The following is a 16495-nucleotide window of genomic DNA, read 5'->3' on the forward strand; positions in this document are numbered from 1 at the left end:
CGAATCTATCACCAATTCCTACAGCTGTGAATAAAAACATCCGTCACCCCTCGCCGGCGAGCGCGAAGCGTCCGTCCCCCGTCTGCTCGATCAGCCCGTCCACCAGCAGCGAGTCCAGCGCGCGGTCGCGCTGCGCCGGATCGCGCTCCCACGCCAGGTCGAGCGCGGCGCGGGGGACGGCACCGTCGGCCCCGCGGAGCACGTCGAGGAGCCTCCCGCGCGCCTGTCGGTCGGTGCCCTCGTACTTCTGCACCTTCCGCGGCGCGACGGTGCCCGCCGGCGCCCCGGCCGCGAGCCAGGCGCAGTCGGCGTGGATCGGGCACTCGCCGCAGCGCGGCGACCGCGCGGTGCAGACCAGCGCACCCAGCTCCATGAGCCCGGCCGAGAGCCGCGTCCGGCGGTCCGCGGGCACGGTCTCCAGGGCCGCCGTCGCCGCCGCCAGGTCGCGCTTGGCCGACGGTGCCGCCGCGTCGGAGTCGCCGTCCGCGGCGCGGGCGAGGACCCGGCGCACGTTGATGTCGACGACGGGCACGTCCTGGCCGAAGGCGAAGCAGGCCACCGCGCGGGCGGTGTAGTCGCCGACGCCCGGCAGCGACAGCAGTTCGTCGACGTCGCCGGGGACGGCGCCGTCGAACCGCTCGACGAGGGCCTGCGCGCACGCGTGCAGCCGCATCGCCCGGCGCGGGTAGCCGAGCTTGCCCCAGGCGCGCACGGCGTCGGCGCCGGTGGCGGCGGCGAGATCGGCAGGGGTGGGCCACCGCTCCATCCACGCGCGCCATACGGGCTCGACCCGCACCACGGGGGTCTGCTGCAGCATCACCTCGCTGACCAGGATCGCCCACGCCCCGACGTCCGGGGCCCGCCACGGGAGGTCGCGCTCCGCGGCGTCGAACCATCCCAGCACCGGTGTGAAATCCGGGACAGAATCCGCTCCGGTGTCTCGCGTCGACGTCACGAAGTGCATTATGGACCCATGCCCACCTCGACTCCTCCCGGCGCCTGGCGCGCCCTCCGTGAAGGCAACCAGCGCTTCGTCGAAGGCGCGCCGGCGCACCCGAACCAGGGCGCCAGCCGCGTGGCGGAACTCGCGAGCGGACAGCAGCCCACCGCGGTGCTGTTCGGCTGCGGCGACTCCCGCGTCGCCGCCGAGGTGATCTTCGACCAGGGCCTCGGCGACATGTTCGTGGTCCGCACCGCCGGCCACATCATCGACGCCGCCGTCCTCGGCTCGATCGAGTACGCCATCGAGGTGCTCAAGGTGCCGCTCATCGCGATCCTCGGGCACGACAGCTGCGGCGCCGTCGCGGCCACCGTGAACTCGATCGACACCGGCACCATGCCGCCCGGCTACATCCGCGACATCGTCGAACGGCTGACCCCGTCGGTGCTCGCCGGCCGCCGCGAGGGCCTGTCGGACGTCAACGACATCACCGCGCAGCACGTCATGGAGACCAGCTGGCTGCTGATCGAGCGCTCGCGGATCATCGCCAAGGGCGTCGAGGAGGGCCGGGTCGCGATCGTCGGCCTCACCTACGAGCTCGCCGAGGGCAAGGTGCACCTGCGCGGCTCCGTCGGCGACATCGGCGAGGCGGCCACGTCGCCCTTCCAGGCCGTCCGGCCGGAGTGATCCGTACCGATTCGTGACACGCCGCCGCAGGTCAGCGGCGTGAGGTCGGGGAAACGTTACGGTTGAGGCGTGCTTGAGCCCAACGGACCCCTGCCGCCCGAGATCTACTGGCGCCGCCGCGTGCTGGCCGCCGTCTTGGCGCTGTTCGCGGTGCTCGTCGTGGTGCTCCTGATCGTCTTCGTCGGTGGCGGCAAGGACTCGTCGCAGAACGCGGCGGCGACCTCGTCGACGTCGGTCACCACGTCCGACCTGCCCCCGTCGCAGGCGCCCGACGGTGCCGACCCCTCCGCCGGGAACAACAACGGCGGCGGCTCGGGCGGGGCCGGCGGCTCGGGCGCGCCCCAGTCCGGCGCACCGGCTTCGGGTTCAGCTTCGGCCTCCGCCAGCTCCTCGGGCGGCGGCGTTCCGACGCCCGGCGCGGTCGTCGCCGGCGGCCCCTGCCCCGACGCGAACATCTCCGTGGTGGTCGGCGCCGACAAGCCGACGTACGCGCTCGGCGAGCAGCCGACCTTCGAGGCGACCGTGACGAACGCCGGCCCGGTGGCCTGCTCGCGCGACATCGGCTCCGGGCAGCAGCAGCTGATCGTGCTCACCCTCGACGGCAGCAAGCAGCTGTGGACGAACTTCGACTGCACCTTCCAGCCCGGGATCAAGAACGAGGTGCTGCAGCCCGGCCAGCAGCTGCGCTACAAGCTGCAGTGGGCAGGCACCACCTCGGCGCCCGGCTGCCAGGCGCAGCGCGTCCCCGTCGCGCCCGGCGCGTACCAGGTGGTCGCGCAGCTCGGCGCCAAGCGCAGCGCGCCGGTCACCTTCAACATCGTCCGGGCGGCACCCACGCCGGAGGCCGGCGCGGACGCCGGTACGGGCACCGGCAACTAGCCGCGCGGAACCCGCAGCGGCTCAGAAGCGCTCGACCGAGGCCTCGGCGAGGCGGGAGAGGCCCTCGCGGGCCTGCCGCGCACCGTCGGACCCGATCCCGGGCACGGCCTGCAGGTCCGCGGCGGAGGCGGCGAGCAGCGTCTGCAGCGAGCCGAACGCGGCGACCAGCGCCTCGACCTGCGAAGGACGCAGCCGCGGGATCGAGCCGAGCAGGCGGTGCCCGCGCGGCGAGACCGGCTCGTCCTGCGCCTCGACGGTGCCCGAGAAGCCCAGGGCCGCAGCGATGGTGGTGGCGGCGAGCAGGTCCGCATCGCTGAGCGTGTCGATGCGGGCGACGGCGGCGTCCACGGAGTCGCCGTCGCCGAGGTAGTCGCGCAGTACGGGCTCGCGGAGCGAGATCGACTCGCCCAAAAGGTCTTCCAGCTGCAGCGCGATCTGCCGGCCCGAGGTGCCGAGCTCCAGCACGTGCTGCTCGATCTCGACGGCCAGGCGCCGCACCAGCTCCAGCCGCTGCACGACGAGCGCGACCTCGTGGACGGTCACCACGTCCTCGATCTCGGCGCGGGAGAGCTGCGTGAGCACCTCGTCGAGGCGGTGGGCGTACCGCTCGAGCGTGGCGATCGCGAGGTTGGCGCGGGAGAGGATGGGCGCCGCGTCGTCGACGAGGTGCCGCACCCCGCCGACGTAGGCGTGCACGATCGACATCGACGCGCTCACCGAGATCACCGGGTAACCGGTCTGGATCGCGGCACGCTCGGCCGAGCGGTGCCGCGTGCCCGACTCCTGCGTGGGGATCGCGGGATCCGGCACGAGCTGCACGTTCGCCCGCACGATCCGGCTGCCGTCGGTGGAGAGCACCACCGCGCCGTCCATCTTCGCCAGCTCCCGCAGGCGGGTGGGCGCGAACTCGACGTCCAGGTGGAAGCCGCCGTCGCAGATGCCCTCGACCGCGTCGTCGTAGCCCAGCACGATGAGCGCGCCCGTGCGGCCGCGGAGGATCCGCTCGATCCCGTCGCGCAGCCCGGTGCCCGGGGCCACCCGGATCACGGTGTCGCGGAGCGACGCGTTCCCGCCGAACGCGGCTTCGAGGTCCATAGCGGTAGGTTAGCGCTCCTTCTTGCCGCTCGGCGCCAGGGAGCCCAGACGGAGGGCGTCGGCCAGCGTCGCCGCTTCGCCGATGTGGATGCCGTCGACCTTGAGCTTCTGCCCGTCGGGCGAGGGCGGCACGATGGCGTGGGTGAAGCCGAGGCGGGCGGCCTCCGCGAGGCGCCGCTCCAGGCCGGTCACGCGCCGCACCTCGCCGGCCAGGCCCACCTCGCCCAGCACGACGGTGTTCGGGCGCAGCGCCTTCTCGACCGCGCCGGACGCGACGGCCAGCGCCAGCGCGAGGTCGGCCGCCGGCTCGGTGATCTTCATGCCGCCGACCGTCGCCGCGTAGACGTCCTTCTGCGGCAGGTTCTCGATGCCGCCGTGCTTGGTCAGCACGGCCAGGATCATCGCCACCCGGGCCGAGTCCAGGCCGGAGACGGCCCGCCGCGGCGAGGGCAGGGGAGTGGGCGTCACGAGCGCCTGGAGCTCGCCCAGCATGGGCCGCTTGCCGTCGAGGCCGACGGTGACCGCGGTCCCGGCCGCGGCCTGGTCGCGGTGGTGCAGGAACAGGCCCGACGGGTCCGTGACCTCGACGATGCCGGACTCGCGCTGCTCGAAGCAGCCCACCTCGTCGGAGGCGCCGAAGCGGTTCTTGATGCCGCGCACCATGCGCAGCGTGGAGTGCTTGTCGCCCTCGAAGCTGAGCACCACGTCCACGAGGTGCTCCAGCGAGCGGGGACCGGCGACGGCGCCGTCTTTGGTGACGTGGCCGACGAGGATCACCGCGATGCCGGAGGCCTTCGCGAGCGAGGTGAGCGTCGTCGTGATCGCGCGGACCTGCGTGACGCCGCCGTGCACCCCGTCGACGCCGGACGCCGAGAGGGTCTGCACCGAGTCGACCACCATGAGGGTGGGGGCGATCTGCTCGACGTGGCCGAGCACCGTGCCCAGATCGGACTCCGCGGCGAGGTACAGCTGATCCGAGAGGGCGCCGGTGCGCTCGGCGCGCAGCCGCACCTGGCCCGCGGACTCCTCGCCCGTGACGTACAGGGACTTGCCGCGGCCCGTGGTGGCCCAGCGGTGCACGACCTCGAGCAGCAGCGTCGACTTGCCGACGCCGGGCTCACCGGCGAGCAGGATCACGGAGCCGGGGACGATGCCGCCGCCGAGAACGCGGTCGAGCTCGCCGATGCCGACGGGCAGCGCGCGCGTCGAGTTCGGGTCGATCTTCGTGATCGGGACCGCGGGGGTCTTCGGGAGCGTCAGCCCGACGTTGGCCGCCGGGCCGGAGCCCGCGGCGCGGGCGGGCGCGCCCTCCTCCATCGTGGACCAGGCGCCGCACGACGGGCAGCGGCCGACCCACTTGGCCACGGTGTGGCCGCACTCGGTGCAGGTGTACTGCACCTTGGCTCGTGCCATGAAGTACCGAGGGGCCTAGTGGCCGCCGGTGCCCTCGCCCGCACCGTGCTCGCCACCCTCGGTGGGGGTGATGCCAGCGGCGGAGGCGGGGGCGGCGCCGGCGTCGATCGGGACGTCGATCGGCAGCGAGCCGGCCTTCTCGAGGTGGAACCAGAGCTTGTTGGTCAGGCCCGGACGCCAGTTCGCGTCGACGGGGACGGAGACCGTGAGGCGGGTGATGCCGGCGGCCTTCGTGTCACTGCCCGCAGGGGCGGTGCCGTACAGCGAGCCGTTGGGCGCGAGGGTGGTGTCGCCGCCGATGGTGGCGAAGCGACCCTTCTCGTCCGAGATGCCCTTGAGCTTGTCGCCCTGGTGCGCGTTCAGGTTGGTCAGCACGAAGGCGAGCTTGCCCTGGCTGCCCGACACCGGGTACAGGACGTGCACGTCGCTGAGGGTGATCTTCTGGTCCACGAAGGTCTGGTTGGCGCCGTTGATCGCGGCCACCTGGTTCGCGGTCTGCGAGATCTGGCCCGCGCCGCAGGCGGACACCGAGAGCAGGGCGCCGGCGGCGAGCAGGGCGCCCGCGACGGTGGTGGCGGTGCGGCGGGTCGAGACGGTGCGTGCGGACACGGTTCCTCCAGTTTCCTCCCCGTGCGCGGCGACACCCGCGTGCGGACGGTGCTGAGTATGTCACCACGCAGCGTAGTAGAAGGCGGGTCGGCCCGTGCCGCCGGGCGGCAAGTAGGGCGCGAGTACTACGCGCCGTCGTGCACTCCGCCGGTTGCCGGAACCTGCGGAGAACATCCACGGCTTCGTTTGTCAAGCCCAGGACGAGTCCTGACCTGCGACGTTGCCTCGCAGCCCGAATTCGCCCCGTGTTATCCTGGTCATATCGAAAGGGGCAAGGATCAGATGATTTTCAAGGTCGGAGACACCGTTGTCTACCCCCATCACGGTGCCGCACTGATCGAAGCTATCGAGATCAAGACCATCGGTGGACGTGAGCGCGAGTACCTCGTGCTCAAGGTCGCACAGGGTGATCTGACGGTCAAGGTTCCCGCTGAGAACGCCGAGGTCGTCGGCGTTCGTGACGTGGTCGGCCAGGAGGGCCTGGACAAGGTCTTCCAGGTGCTGCGCGCGCCGCACACCGAGGAGCCGACGAACTGGTCGCGCCGGTACAAGGCGAACCTCGAGAAGCTCGCGTCGGGCGATGTGAACAAGGTGGCCGAGGTCGTTCGCGACCTGTGGCGTCGGGAGCAGGATCGTGGCCTGTCGGCCGGCGAGAAGCGCATGCTGACGAAGGCCCGCCAGATCCTCGTGGGTGAGCTCGCGCTCGCCGAGGCGACGGACGACGGCAACGCCGAGTCCCGTCTGGACGAGGCGCTGGCGGCGGCCTCCTGACCGTCGTCGCGCTGGTCCCCGCCGCTGGGCAGGGGACACGCCTGGGGCTGAACATCCCCAAGGCCTTCGTGACTCTGAAAGACCGTTCACTGCTCGAAAGGGCAGTGAACGGTCTTTTGGCGTCCGGGGCCGTTGACGAGGTGGTCGTGATGGTGCCGCCGGACATGATCGAGCGGGCCCGGGAGCTGGTGCCGCGGGCACGCGTCGTCGTGGGCGGGGCGGAACGCACCGACTCCGTCCGCGCGGGCCTCGCCGCCGCGGGATCGGCCGACCTGGTCCTGGTGCACGACGCGGCCCGGCCGCTGACGCCCGGCCCGATGATCGAGCGGGTGGTCGCCGCGCTGCGCGCCGGAGCCTCCGCCGTGATCCCCGTGTTGCCCGTCGCCGACACCATCAAGCGGGTCGGGCCCGACGGTGCCGTCGAGGCCACCGTCGACCGGGCCGACCTGCGCGCCGTGCAGACGCCCCAGGGCTTCACCGCCGCGGCGCTGCGCGCGGCCTACGACGCCGCGCCCGGCGAGCTCGCCACCGACGACGCGGGCCTCGTCGAGCGGGCGGGCGGCACCGTAGTCACCGTTCCGGGCGACCCGCTCGCCCTGAAGATCACCACCGCCTTCGACCTGCGGGTCGCGGAAGTCCTTGCGCAGGAGCAGAGATGATCATTCCCCGTGTCGGCATCGGCACCGACGTCCATCCGTTCGAGCCGGGCCGAGAGTGCTGGATGCTCGGTCTCCTCTTCGACGGTGACGGCTGCTCCGGCCACTCCGACGGTGACGTCGCCGTGCACGCCCTGTGCGACGCCCTGCTCTCCGCCGGCGGTCTCGGCGACCTGGGCACCGTCTTCGGCGTGGGGCGCTCCGACAACGTAGGGATCACCGGCGCGGAGATGCTCACGCACGTGCGGTCGCTGCTGGCCGACGCCGGCTTCGCCGTCGGCAATGCCGCGGTGCAGCTGATCGGCAACCGGCCCAAGGTCGGGCCGCGGCGGGACGAGGCCCAGGAGGTGCTGAGCGGGCTGCTCGGCGCCCCGGTCTCCGTCTCCGCCACCACCACCGACGGCCTCGGCCTCACCGGCCGCGGCGAGGGCGTCGCCGCCATGGCGACGGCCCTGGTCTACTCCGCAGGCTGACTCGGGACTGCACGTCACGGGCGCCCGCCGGGCGGGTCGTGTATCGATCGCAGAAGCTATGCGCCGCGCGCATGGCTCGAATATCTGCAGGTCAAAGGTTTTTCGGTCTGCGACCTGCCATGCGCGGCACGCATGCCCCTCCGTCCGGCGGGCACGACACACCGTGTTGCGACCCGCTATGTCACTCGCGCCGCGTGGTGGCCCCGGTGTGTGGCCCCGTCGGCTGTCGTCCCCCGCGCGACGCCGATCCGCCCGCCCCGCGTTCGAACCCCCACCAGAAGCCGTGCTTGCGGTGGGGGACCGGCTGACTCCCGCGCGGCGTTCGGTCCCCCGCCGAACGCCATCACGGTCCCGCCCGCGTCGATCTGACCGCGCTCCGGGGGTATGCGTCACGCGCATGGCTGCGCAGAGCTACACACGAACCGCAGGAGGTGCAGCCGTCGAGCTACGCCGCGAGCCGGCCGGCCCGCGCGCGACGCAGCGTCACCACGGTGTCGACCGTGAGGAGGAGTAGCGCGATCCAGACGATGCCGAAGCCGATCCAGCGCTCGGGGGAGACGTGCTCGCCCAGGAACAGCACCGCGCACAGCAGCTGCATGATCGGCGTCGCGAACTGGATCAACCCGACGGTCACGAGCGGGATCCGGCGGGCGGCCGCGGCGAAGAGGAGCAGCGGCACCGCGGTGGCGACGCCCGCGAAGGCGAGCAGCGCGGCGTGGCCGGCGCCGTGGCGCGCGAAGTCGAGCCCGCCGCCCCACACGGCGATGCCCACCAGCACCGCCGCGGCGATCGGCGTGAGGATCGCGGTCTCCAGCGTCAGGCCCTGCAGCGCGTTCAGGTGCACACCGACCTTGTTCTTCACCAGTCCGTACAGGCCGAAGGAGAAGGCGAGGGCGAGCGCCGTCACGGGGAAGGTCCCGGCCACCACTGCGAGGTAGACGAACGCCAGGACGCCGATGCCGACCGCGACCCACTGCAGCGGCCGCAGCCGCTCGCGCAGCACGACCACGCCGAGCGCCACCGTGACCAGCGGATTCAGGAAGTAGCCGAGCGCCGCATCCGACGTGTGGCCCGACGTGACCGCCACGATGTAGACGATCCAGTTGGTGGAGATGAGCAGCGCGGCGATCGTCACCCCGGCCAGCAGCCGCGGCTGGCGCAGCACCGGCCGGATCCAGCCGAGGTCGCGCAGGATCAGCAGCGCGGCGCCGCACAGCACCAGCGTCCACAGGATCCGGTGCGCCAGGATCTCCCACGGCCCGGTGGGCTTGAGGGCGTCGAAGTACAGGGGGAACAGGCCCCAGAGCAGGTAGGCGGCGATGCCCATTGCGGTGCCGCGGGTCACCTCGGAGACGTCGCGATCGGCCACCGAATGATCCTACCTTTTCGGGCGCGTACCGTCGAAGCCCCTGACCTGCGAGGCGCGCGCGCCGCGACCCGTAGAATCAGTCGACGTGACGCTGCGCCTTTACGACTCCCTGACCCGCGAGGTCCGTGACTTCGTGCCCCTCGTGGACGGCAAGGCGGGCATCTACCTCTGCGGCGCGACGGTCCAGGGCGTTCCCCACATCGGCCACATCCGCAGCGGCGTGGCCTTCGACGTGCTGCGTCGCTGGCTGATCGCGAAGGGCCTCGACGTGGCCTTCGTGCGGAACGTGACCGACATCGACGACAAGATCCTGCGCAAGGCGGCCGAGGCCGGTCGGCCCTGGTGGGAGTGGGCCGCGACGCACGAGCGCGAGTTCACCCGCGCCTACGACGCCCTGGGCGTGCTGCCCCCGTCGGCGGAGCCGCGGGCCACCGGGTTCATCACCCAGATGGTCACGTACATGGAACGGATGATCGAGCGCGGCCACGCCTACGCCGCGCCGTCGGGCACGGGCAACGACGTGTACTTCTCCGTCCGAAGCCTCCCGACCTACGGCGAGCTCAGCCGGCAGAAGGTCGACGACGTGCAGCAGGGCGAGACCCTCGCCGAGGGCAAGCGCGACCCGCTGGACTTCACGCTGTGGAAGGCCGCGAAGCCGGGCGAGCCCAGCTGGCCCTCGCCGTGGGGCGACGGCCGGCCGGGCTGGCATCTCGAGTGCTCCGCCATGGCGACGAGCTACCTGGGCGCGCAGTTCGACATCCACTGCGGCGGCATGGACCTCGTCTTCCCGCACCACGAGAACGAGATCGCGCAGGCGCACGGCGCGGGCGATCCGTTCGCGAACTACTGGCTGCACAACGGCTGGGTCACCATGTCGGGCGAGAAGATGAGCAAGTCGCTCGGCAACGTCGTCTCGATCCCCAACCTGCTCACGCAGTACCGCGCCGTCGAGCTGCGCTACTACCTCGGCTCGGCGCACTACCGGTCGATGCAGGAGTACTCGGCGGGCGCGCTGGACGAGGCCGTCACGGCCTACGGCCGGATCGAGGCGTTCGTGCGGCGCACCGTCGAACGGGCGGGGGAGGTGACCGTCGGCGAGTGGACCGACGGTTTCGCCGCCGCGCTCGACGACGATCTGGGCGTACCGTCGGCACTGGCGGAGGTCCACGGCACCGTGCGGGCCGGGAACGCGGCGCTCGAGTCGGGGAACCTCGACGAGGCGCGGCGGCTCGCGGGCGCGGTGCGGGCCATGACGGCGATCCTCGGCGTCGATCCGCTGGACCCGCACTGGGTCACGGAGAACGCCGGCGACGGCCACGCCATGGACGCCCTCGGCGTGCTGGTGCAGGCCGAGCTCGAGCGGCGCGCCGCCGCCCGGGCGGAGAAGAACTGGGCGGAGGCCGACGCGTCGCGCGACCGGCTGCACGCCGCGGGTATCGAGGTGACCGACGGTGCCGACGGCTCCGCCTGGACCCTGAAGACGAACAAGTAGGAGACGGACTGATGGCAGGCAATTCGCAGCGCCGCGGCGCGGTCCGCAAGGCGGGCACCAAGAAGGGGCAGGTCCAGGGCTCCGGCGGCGTCCGTCGCCGCGGGCTCGAGGGGCGCGGCGCGACGCCGGCCGCCAAGGACCGCCCGTACCACCCCGCGCACAAGAAGGCGCGGGCCGCGGCGAAGGCGTCCACCACGCCGCAGCGCCGTCCGAAGGTCGCCGGCCGCGCCGCCGACGACGGCCCCGAGTACGTCCTCGGCCGCAACCCCGTCGTCGAGTGCCTCCGCGCGGGTGTCCCCGCGTCGGCGCTGTACGTCGCGATCGGCTCGCAGAACGACGAGCGGCTCACCGAGTCCGTGCAGATCGCGGCCGACACGGGCATCGCGATCCTCGAGGTGCAGAAGGGCGAGCTGGACCGGCTCAGCGACAACGGCCTGCACCAGGGCGTCGCCCTGCAGGTGCCGCCGTACCAGTACGCGCACCCGGAGGACCTCCTCGCCCGGGCGCAGGACCGCGGCGAGGCACCGCTCATCGTCGCGCTCGACAACATCACCGACCCCCGCAACCTGGGCGCCGTCATTCGCTCGACGGCCGCGTTCGGCGGGCACGGCGTGGTCATCCCGGGTCGACGGTCCGCGGCCGTCACCGCCGTCACCTGGCGCACCTCCGCGGGCGCGGCGGCCCGGCTGCCCGTCGCGCAGGCGCCGAACCTCAACCGTGCGCTCGCCGATTACGCGGCCGCCGGCCTGCAGGTCGTCGGCCTCGACGCGGGCGGCGACGTGGACCTCGACGACTACCGCGCCGACACCGGCGTGGTCGTGGTCGTCGGCTCCGAGGGCAAGGGCCTCTCGCGCCTGGTGCGCGAGAACTGCGATTCGATCCTGTCGATCCCGATCGCGTCGTCGGTCGAGTCGCTCAACGCCTCGGTCGCCGCGGGCGTCGTCCTGGCCGAGTTCGCGCGACAGCGTCGTCAGTAAAGATCATCTGCGTTAGCCTGAACGAATGACCTCACTCGAGGAGCGGCAGGAGAGCCGGCGCCGACAGATGCTCGACGCCGGCATCGCGCTCCTCGGCGGCCCGGAGGCAGGGGCGCTCGGTGTCCGCGCCGTGTGCCGCTCCACCGGGATCACCGAGCGCTACTTCTACGAGGCATTCGGCACGCGCGACGGCTTCGCGCACGCCGTCTACGACGACGTCAGCGGCCGCGCACAGGACGCGCTGGTCCGCGGCGTCCGCGATGCCTACGCCGCTGCACCGGACGGCGAGGCCGTGTCCCCGGTCACGGTCGCCGAGGGCTCGGTCACCACCTTCGTCGAGTTCGTCGTCGACAGGCCGGACGTCGGGCGGGTGCTCCTGCTCGGCCCCTACCGCGAGCCCTCGCTCGCCGAGCGGGGCCTCGGCAGCATGCCGGGATTCTTCGACGTGGTCGCGGGCGCGCTGCCCTCCTCCGTGGACGGAACGACCCGGCGTCTCGTCGCGATGGGTCTCGTCGGCGCGCTGACCACGCTGTTCACCGAGTTCATCGCCGGGCGGCTCGACGTCACGCGGGAGCGGCTCGTCGACCACTGCGTCCGCCTCGTCGCCACCGCGCCGAAGCGGTTCGCGGACTGAGGCGCTAGGCGAACCGCGCGATCGTCACGCCGGCACCGTCGAGCACGGTGCGCAGGCGTCGCGCGACGGCGACGGCCGACGGGTTGTCGCCGTGCACGCACACGGAATCGGGGGTGAGCTGCACCTCGGTGCCGTCGATCGCCTCGACGGTGCCGTCGCCGACCATGCGCAGCACCCGCGCGGCGATCTCGTCGGGGTCGTGCAGCACCGAGCCCTCCCGCGAGCGGGGGACGAGCGCACCGTCGGGCAGGTAGGCGCGGTCGGCGAAGGCCTCCCGCACGGTGCGCAGCCCGCGCTCGGCGGCGATGCGGAGGAAGGCGGAGCCGGGGAGGCCGAGGACCGGGAGCTCGGGCGCGGCCGCGAGCACGCCCTCCACGACGGCCTCCGCCTGCACGGAATCGGCGACGATCCGGTTGTACAGCGCGCCGTGCGGCTTGACGTAGTCGACGGTGCCGCCGACGCTCCGCGCGATCGCCTGCAGGGCGCCGATCTGGTAGATCACGTCGGCGGTGAGGTCGGCGGCGGGAACGTCCATGGCCCGGCGGCCGAAGCCGCGCAGGTCCGCGTAGCCCACCTGGGCGCCGGTCGCCACGCCCTTGGCCACCGCCGCGGCGCAGGTCTCCCGCAGCGTCGTGGGGTCGCCGGCGTGGAAGCCGCACGCGACGTTGGCCGAGGTCACCACGTCGAGCAGAGCGGCGTCGTCGCCGAGGCGCCAGGCGCCGAAGGACTCGCCGCAGTCGGCGTTGAGGTCGATTCTCACGACCTCGACGGTAGCGCGTGCTGGCAGTCGTGCGCGGGCGCGTCGACGGGCGCGACGGTGCCGCGACGGCCGCGCTGCCCGAGCAGGCGGCAGACCAGGTAGATCACGAAGGAGATCGACGTGACGAACACCGACACCGGCAGCGCGGGGGCCAGCGACAGGATGATGCCGCCGACGGCGGACACCAGCGCGAAGATCAGCGAGAGCACCGTCGCCTTGCCGGGCGAGCTGGTGACCCGTGCGGCCGCGGCGGCGGGCGTGATGAGCAGGCTCATCACCAGCAGGGCCCCGACGATCTGCACGCCCTGCGCGGCGGCGGCGCCCACGAGCATCGCGAAGACGACCGACAGCGTCTTGACGGGGACGCCGTGCGCGGCGGCCACGTCGGGGTCGGTCGAGAGGAACAGCAGCGGCCGGTAGATGAACGCGAGGATCAGCAGCACCACGACGGTGGTGATCGCCATGAGCGTCACGCCGCTCATCCCGACGGCCACGATCTGCCCGGTGAGCAGCGCGAACGCGGTGCCCTGCCGGCCCTCGTGCAGCGCCAGGAACAGCACCGACAGGCCCAGGCCGAAGGCCATGATCACGCCGATCACCGAGTCCCGCTCGCGCGCGTAGACGCCGAGCAGGCCGAACAGCAGGCCCGCGACGAGTGCACCGAGCAGCGCGCCCGAGCCCACGCTCCAGCCCATGAGCAGGGCGAAGGCGGCGCCGGTGAGCGAGAGCTCGGAGGTGCCGTGCACGCTGAAGGCCATCTGCCGCGAGACGATGAGCGGGCCCATCACCCCGGCCAGCACGCCGAGCAGCGCCGCGGCGAGCAGCGCCTGCTGCACGAAGGGCTGCTGCAGCAGCTCCCAGGTGAGGGAGAAGTTCGTCAGGTTCTCGAGCCGGTCCATCAGTGGTCCCCTCCCACCACGACCAGCCGGTCGCGCACGTGCAGCACGTCGACGGGCGTGCGGTACAGCCGGGTCAGCCGCTCGGAGGTCATCACCTCGGCGGTCGGCCCCACCTCGAACCGCCCGTCCACCAGGTAGAGGACGCGGTCGCAGTAGGGGAGCACCGGGTTGATCTCGTGCGTCACGAACAGCACGGCGGTGTCGTGCTCGCGGCGGCGGCGCTCGATGAGCGAGACGGCCAGCTGCTGATTACCCGGGTCGAGCGAGAGCAGCGGCTCGTCGCAGAGCAGGATCGTCGGGTCCGAGGCGAGGGCCTGCGCCACCCGCAGCCGCTGCTGCTCGCCGCCGGAGAGCGAGCCGATGGGCGCCTCGGCGAAGGCCTCGGCGTCGACCTGCCGGAGCGCCTCGTCGACGGCGGACCGTCGGGCCGCGCGGTTCCGCAGGCCGAGGCCCCAGGCGGCACCGTCGAAGCCCAGGCCCACGAGGTCGCGCCCGCGCAGGGGCACGGCCCCGTCGAGCGCGCGCTGCTGCGGGATGTAACCGATCCGGCCGTTCACCTCGACCGATCCGGCGGAGAGGTGGCTCTGGCCGAGCAGGATCCGCAGCAGCGAGGTCTTGCCGGCGCCGTTCGGGCCGAGCACGGCGACGAACTCGCCGGGAGCGATGTCGAGGTCGAGACCGTCCCAGAGGGTGCGGTCCCCGTAGCGCAGCCCGGCGTCCCGCAGGCGGATCACCGGGTCCGACGGTGCGCTCACGGGCGCGGCGCGAGCGCGTCGGAGAGCGCTTTGACGTTGCTCGCCTGCCACGCGATGTAGTCGTCGACGCCCGCGGGCAGCGACTCGGTGACCCTGACGACGGGCACGCCCGCGGTCTCGGCGGTCTTCGCCAGCGCGGCGGTCACGGGGCTCTCGGTCTGCGCGTTGAGCACGACGGCGCGGACCTGCTTGCCGCTGACCAGCGCGTTCGCGGCGGCGATGTCGGCGGGCGCCGGGTCGGTGCCCGACTCGATGGCCGCGGTGTAGCGGGCGGGCGCGGCGTCGGTCAGGCCCGCGAGCGCGAGCAGGTAGCCGGCGACGGGCTCGGTCGCCGCGATCTTGGCGCCCGGGTTGGCACGGCCGATGGCGCGGGCCTGGCCGATGACGGTGTCGAGCTTCGTGGAGAAGGCCGCGGCGCGGCTCTCGTAGCCCTCGCGGTGCGCGGCGTCCTTCTCGGCCAGCGCCTTCGCGACGGCGGTCGCGACCTTCTGCATGGTGGGCAGGTCGTAGAAGACGTGCTCGTTCTCGCTCTTCGGGTCCTGCAGCGAGACCGCGTCGACCTTCGCGGCGGCGGCGCCCTCGGCGGCCTGCTCGATGTAGGCGTCGTAGTGGCCGCCGTTGTAGACGAGGACCGCCGCCTTCTTGACCTTGAGGGTGTCCTGCGCGGAGGGCTCGAACTCGTGCGGGTCGCCCGTCGGGTTGGCGAACAGCGAGGTCACCGTGGCGTCGCCGCCCGCGACGGCCTGCGCGACCGCGCCGTAGACGTCGGTCGACGCCACCACGGCGGGCTTGCCGTCGCCGGCGTCCGAGGAGGACGTCCCGCACGCGGTGAGCGCGAGGGCCGCGACGGCGACGGCGCCGGCGACCCGGGTGAGACGAAGGCGGTTGCGCACGGTCGAGCTCCTCTGACAGCAATGGGAATCGTTGTCATTTAGAGTAGCGGCGACGTGGTTGCACTGTCGAATAGGCGGATGCGCATGTGTCAGCGCATCCGGTGCGGTCAGGCCCCGGCGTTTCCGGCGGCCTCGGCCTGCGCGGTGGCGGCGGCCTCCTCGGCGATGGCGCCGAACTGCGCGCCCATGGCGGCGGAGAGGGCCTGCGCGGCGGAGAGCGGGCGGACCATCACCATGAAGTCGTCGATCTTGCCCTCGGCGTTGACGTGGATGAAGTCGCAGCCGGTGATCTTCTTGCCGTCGACGGCGGCCTCGAAGACGAGCGCGTGGTCGTCGCCGTCGTTGATCTCGCGGACGTAGCGGAAGTCCTCGAAGACGCGCAGCACACCGCGCAGGATCGCCGCGGTGATGTGCCGGCCCTCGTAGGGCTTGAAGGCGACGGGGCTGGTGAAGGTCACGTCGTCGGCGAGGAGGCCGTCGAAGGCCCCGCCGTCGCGGGCCTCGACGGCGGCACGGAACTCACGCATGGGATCTCCTAGTAAATTTGTTGAGTAGGTACCCGCGAGTATAGGCAACTAATTGACTAGAATGGAAGGCATGGCGCTGCGGCACGCGATCTCCTCGACCCTCCTGGTGCTGGGGGAGGCCTCCGGGTACGACCTCTCCAAGGAGTTCGACGGTGCCCGCGCCAACTTCTGGGTGGCTACGCCGCAGCAGCTCTACCGGGAGCTCGAGCGCATGGAGTCCGACGGGGTGATCGTCGCGCGGACCGTCGAACAGGAGAAGCGGCCGAACAAGCGCGTCTTCCGGCTCACCGACGCCGGCTGCGCCGAGCTCGCCGCCTTCACCGCGACCACCCCGCGCGCCACCGCGATCCGCGACGAGCTGATGGTGCAGGTGCAGGCCGTCGAGGTCGGCGATCCGGCCGCGGTGTGCGACGCCGTGGGTGCGCTCCGTGACGCCGCCGCGGCCAAGCTCGCCTATTACGAGCGGATCGAGCGCACCTGGCTCGGCGACCGCGGCCGCGCCGAGCTCCTCGCCGACGTGCACCTCGGCGGCCCGTATCTCACGCTGCTGCGCGGGCTGTCCTTCGAGCGGGAGAACGTCGCGTGGGCAGAGCTGGCGCTGCCGGTGCTGCGTGCCCGGATCGCCTGACGCGCAGTGACGCGGTGCTCGGCATTTTCCGGTTTCAG

19 protein-coding genes are annotated in these 16495 nt (G+C 72.5%); 9 read left to right on the forward strand and 10 right to left on the reverse strand.

Annotated elements, in window-relative coordinates:
• Positions 1 to 43 precede the first annotated feature (43 nt).
• Entirely contained in the window at positions 44 to 964 is a 921-nt protein-coding gene (locus LB823_RS06685; protein ID WP_374201281.1) for an A/G-specific adenine glycosylase, read from the reverse strand.
• A gap of 9 nt (positions 965 to 973) precedes the next feature.
• Between LB823_RS06685 and LB823_RS06690 the strand changes: the two genes are divergently transcribed.
• The gene (locus LB823_RS06690; RefSeq protein ID WP_224645985.1) at positions 974 to 1627 is read left to right on the forward strand and encodes a carbonic anhydrase; all 654 of its coding nucleotides are present in this window, start codon (positions 974 to 976) and stop codon (positions 1625 to 1627) included.
• Positions 1628 to 1696: 69 nt separating this feature from the next.
• Positions 1697 to 2506, forward strand: a complete 810-nt coding sequence (locus tag LB823_RS06695) for a BsuPI-related putative proteinase inhibitor (protein ID WP_224645986.1) — start codon at positions 1697 to 1699, stop codon at positions 2504 to 2506.
• A 21-nt stretch (positions 2507 to 2527) separates the two neighbouring features.
• On the opposite strand, the gene disA is transcribed toward LB823_RS06695, so the two are convergent.
• Genes disA through LB823_RS06710 form a run of 3 tightly spaced genes read right to left on the reverse strand, consistent with a single transcriptional unit; the run spans position 2528 to position 5623 of the window.
• Positions 2528 to 3601, reverse strand: coding sequence for a DNA integrity scanning diadenylate cyclase DisA (gene disA, locus LB823_RS06700; RefSeq protein ID WP_224645987.1), 1074 nt, complete (start codon positions 3599 to 3601; stop codon positions 2528 to 2530).
• Positions 3602 to 3610: 9 nt separating this feature from the next.
• Positions 3611 to 5014 carry a DNA repair protein RadA gene (radA, locus tag LB823_RS06705; RefSeq protein ID WP_224645988.1) on the reverse strand — a complete coding sequence of 468 codons (1404 nt, stop codon included), beginning with the start codon at positions 5012 to 5014 and terminating at the stop codon, positions 3611 to 3613.
• A 15-nt stretch (positions 5015 to 5029) separates the two neighbouring features.
• Entirely contained in the window at positions 5030 to 5623 is a 594-nt protein-coding gene (locus LB823_RS06710) for a hypothetical protein (protein WP_224645989.1), read from the reverse strand.
• A 282-nt stretch (positions 5624 to 5905) separates the two neighbouring features.
• On the opposite strand from LB823_RS06710, the gene LB823_RS06715 reads away from it, so the two are divergent.
• From LB823_RS06715 to ispF, 3 genes are read left to right on the forward strand one after another with little or no spacing between them, the layout of a single operon-like run.
• Positions 5906 to 6394 carry a CarD family transcriptional regulator gene (locus LB823_RS06715; protein WP_068523712.1) on the forward strand — a complete coding sequence of 163 codons (489 nt, stop codon included), beginning with the start codon at positions 5906 to 5908 and terminating at the stop codon, positions 6392 to 6394.
• Positions 6391 to 7053 (forward strand): 2-C-methyl-D-erythritol 4-phosphate cytidylyltransferase, encoded by a 663-nt coding sequence (gene ispD / locus LB823_RS06720; RefSeq protein ID WP_224646040.1) that lies wholly within the window; start codon positions 6391 to 6393, stop codon positions 7051 to 7053. The genes LB823_RS06715 and ispD overlap by 4 nt, the downstream gene beginning before the upstream one ends.
• A gap of 2 nt (positions 7054 to 7055) precedes the next feature.
• Entirely contained in the window at positions 7056 to 7523 is a 468-nt protein-coding gene (gene ispF / locus LB823_RS06725; protein WP_224646041.1) for a 2-C-methyl-D-erythritol 2,4-cyclodiphosphate synthase, read from the forward strand.
• 445 nt (positions 7524 to 7968) lie between these two features.
• On the opposite strand, the gene rarD is transcribed toward ispF, so the two are convergent.
• Complete coding sequence (gene rarD / locus LB823_RS06730) at positions 7969 to 8892, reverse strand: EamA family transporter RarD (protein WP_224645990.1); 924 nt, start codon at positions 8890 to 8892, stop codon at positions 7969 to 7971.
• Positions 8893 to 8977: 85 nt separating this feature from the next.
• Here rarD and cysS point away from each other — a divergent pair, with 85 nt between their 5' ends.
• Genes cysS through LB823_RS06745 form a run of 3 tightly spaced genes read left to right on the forward strand, consistent with a single transcriptional unit; the run spans position 8978 to position 11995 of the window.
• Positions 8978 to 10384, forward strand: coding sequence for a cysteine--tRNA ligase (gene cysS, locus LB823_RS06735; RefSeq protein ID WP_224645991.1), 1407 nt, complete (start codon positions 8978 to 8980; stop codon positions 10382 to 10384).
• Positions 10385 to 10395: 11 nt separating this feature from the next.
• Positions 10396 to 11361: a 23S rRNA (guanosine(2251)-2'-O)-methyltransferase RlmB gene (gene rlmB / locus LB823_RS06740; RefSeq protein ID WP_224645992.1), complete on the forward strand. Its 966-nt coding sequence runs from the start codon at positions 10396 to 10398 to the stop codon at positions 11359 to 11361.
• 25 nt (positions 11362 to 11386) lie between these two features.
• Positions 11387 to 11995, forward strand: a complete 609-nt coding sequence (locus LB823_RS06745) for a TetR/AcrR family transcriptional regulator (RefSeq protein ID WP_224645993.1) — start codon at positions 11387 to 11389, stop codon at positions 11993 to 11995.
• A 4-nt stretch (positions 11996 to 11999) separates the two neighbouring features.
• On the opposite strand, the gene LB823_RS06750 is transcribed toward LB823_RS06745, so the two are convergent.
• The 5 genes from LB823_RS06750 to LB823_RS06770 all read right to left on the reverse strand — a co-directional run bounded on the left by LB823_RS06750 (position 12000) and on the right by LB823_RS06770 (position 15829).
• On the reverse strand, positions 12000 to 12755 hold the full coding sequence (locus LB823_RS06750; RefSeq protein WP_224645994.1) for a LamB/YcsF family protein: 756 nt from the start codon (positions 12753 to 12755) through the stop codon (positions 12000 to 12002).
• Complete coding sequence (locus LB823_RS06755; RefSeq protein ID WP_224645995.1) at positions 12752 to 13654, reverse strand: metal ABC transporter permease; 903 nt, start codon at positions 13652 to 13654, stop codon at positions 12752 to 12754. The genes LB823_RS06750 and LB823_RS06755 overlap by 4 nt, the downstream gene beginning before the upstream one ends.
• The gene (locus LB823_RS06760) at positions 13654 to 14409 is read right to left on the reverse strand and encodes a metal ABC transporter ATP-binding protein (protein WP_224645996.1); all 756 of its coding nucleotides are present in this window, start codon (positions 14407 to 14409) and stop codon (positions 13654 to 13656) included. Before LB823_RS06760 ends, LB823_RS06755 begins: the two co-directional genes overlap by 1 nt.
• Complete coding sequence (locus LB823_RS06765) at positions 14406 to 15302, reverse strand: metal ABC transporter solute-binding protein, Zn/Mn family (protein ID WP_224645997.1); 897 nt, start codon at positions 15300 to 15302, stop codon at positions 14406 to 14408. The genes LB823_RS06760 and LB823_RS06765 overlap by 4 nt, the downstream gene beginning before the upstream one ends.
• 107 nt (positions 15303 to 15409) lie before the next feature.
• Positions 15410 to 15829: a nuclear transport factor 2 family protein gene (locus tag LB823_RS06770; RefSeq protein ID WP_224645998.1), complete on the reverse strand. Its 420-nt coding sequence runs from the start codon at positions 15827 to 15829 to the stop codon at positions 15410 to 15412.
• A 70-nt stretch (positions 15830 to 15899) separates the two neighbouring features.
• On the opposite strand from LB823_RS06770, the gene LB823_RS06775 reads away from it, so the two are divergent.
• Positions 15900 to 16457: a PadR family transcriptional regulator gene (locus tag LB823_RS06775; RefSeq protein WP_224645999.1), complete on the forward strand. Its 558-nt coding sequence runs from the start codon at positions 15900 to 15902 to the stop codon at positions 16455 to 16457.
• Positions 16458 to 16495 lie beyond the last annotated feature (38 nt).

This window comes from Tsukamurella sp. M9C (assembly GCF_020169415.1).
Taxonomy (GTDB): domain Bacteria; phylum Actinomycetota; class Actinomycetes; order Mycobacteriales; family Mycobacteriaceae; genus Tsukamurella.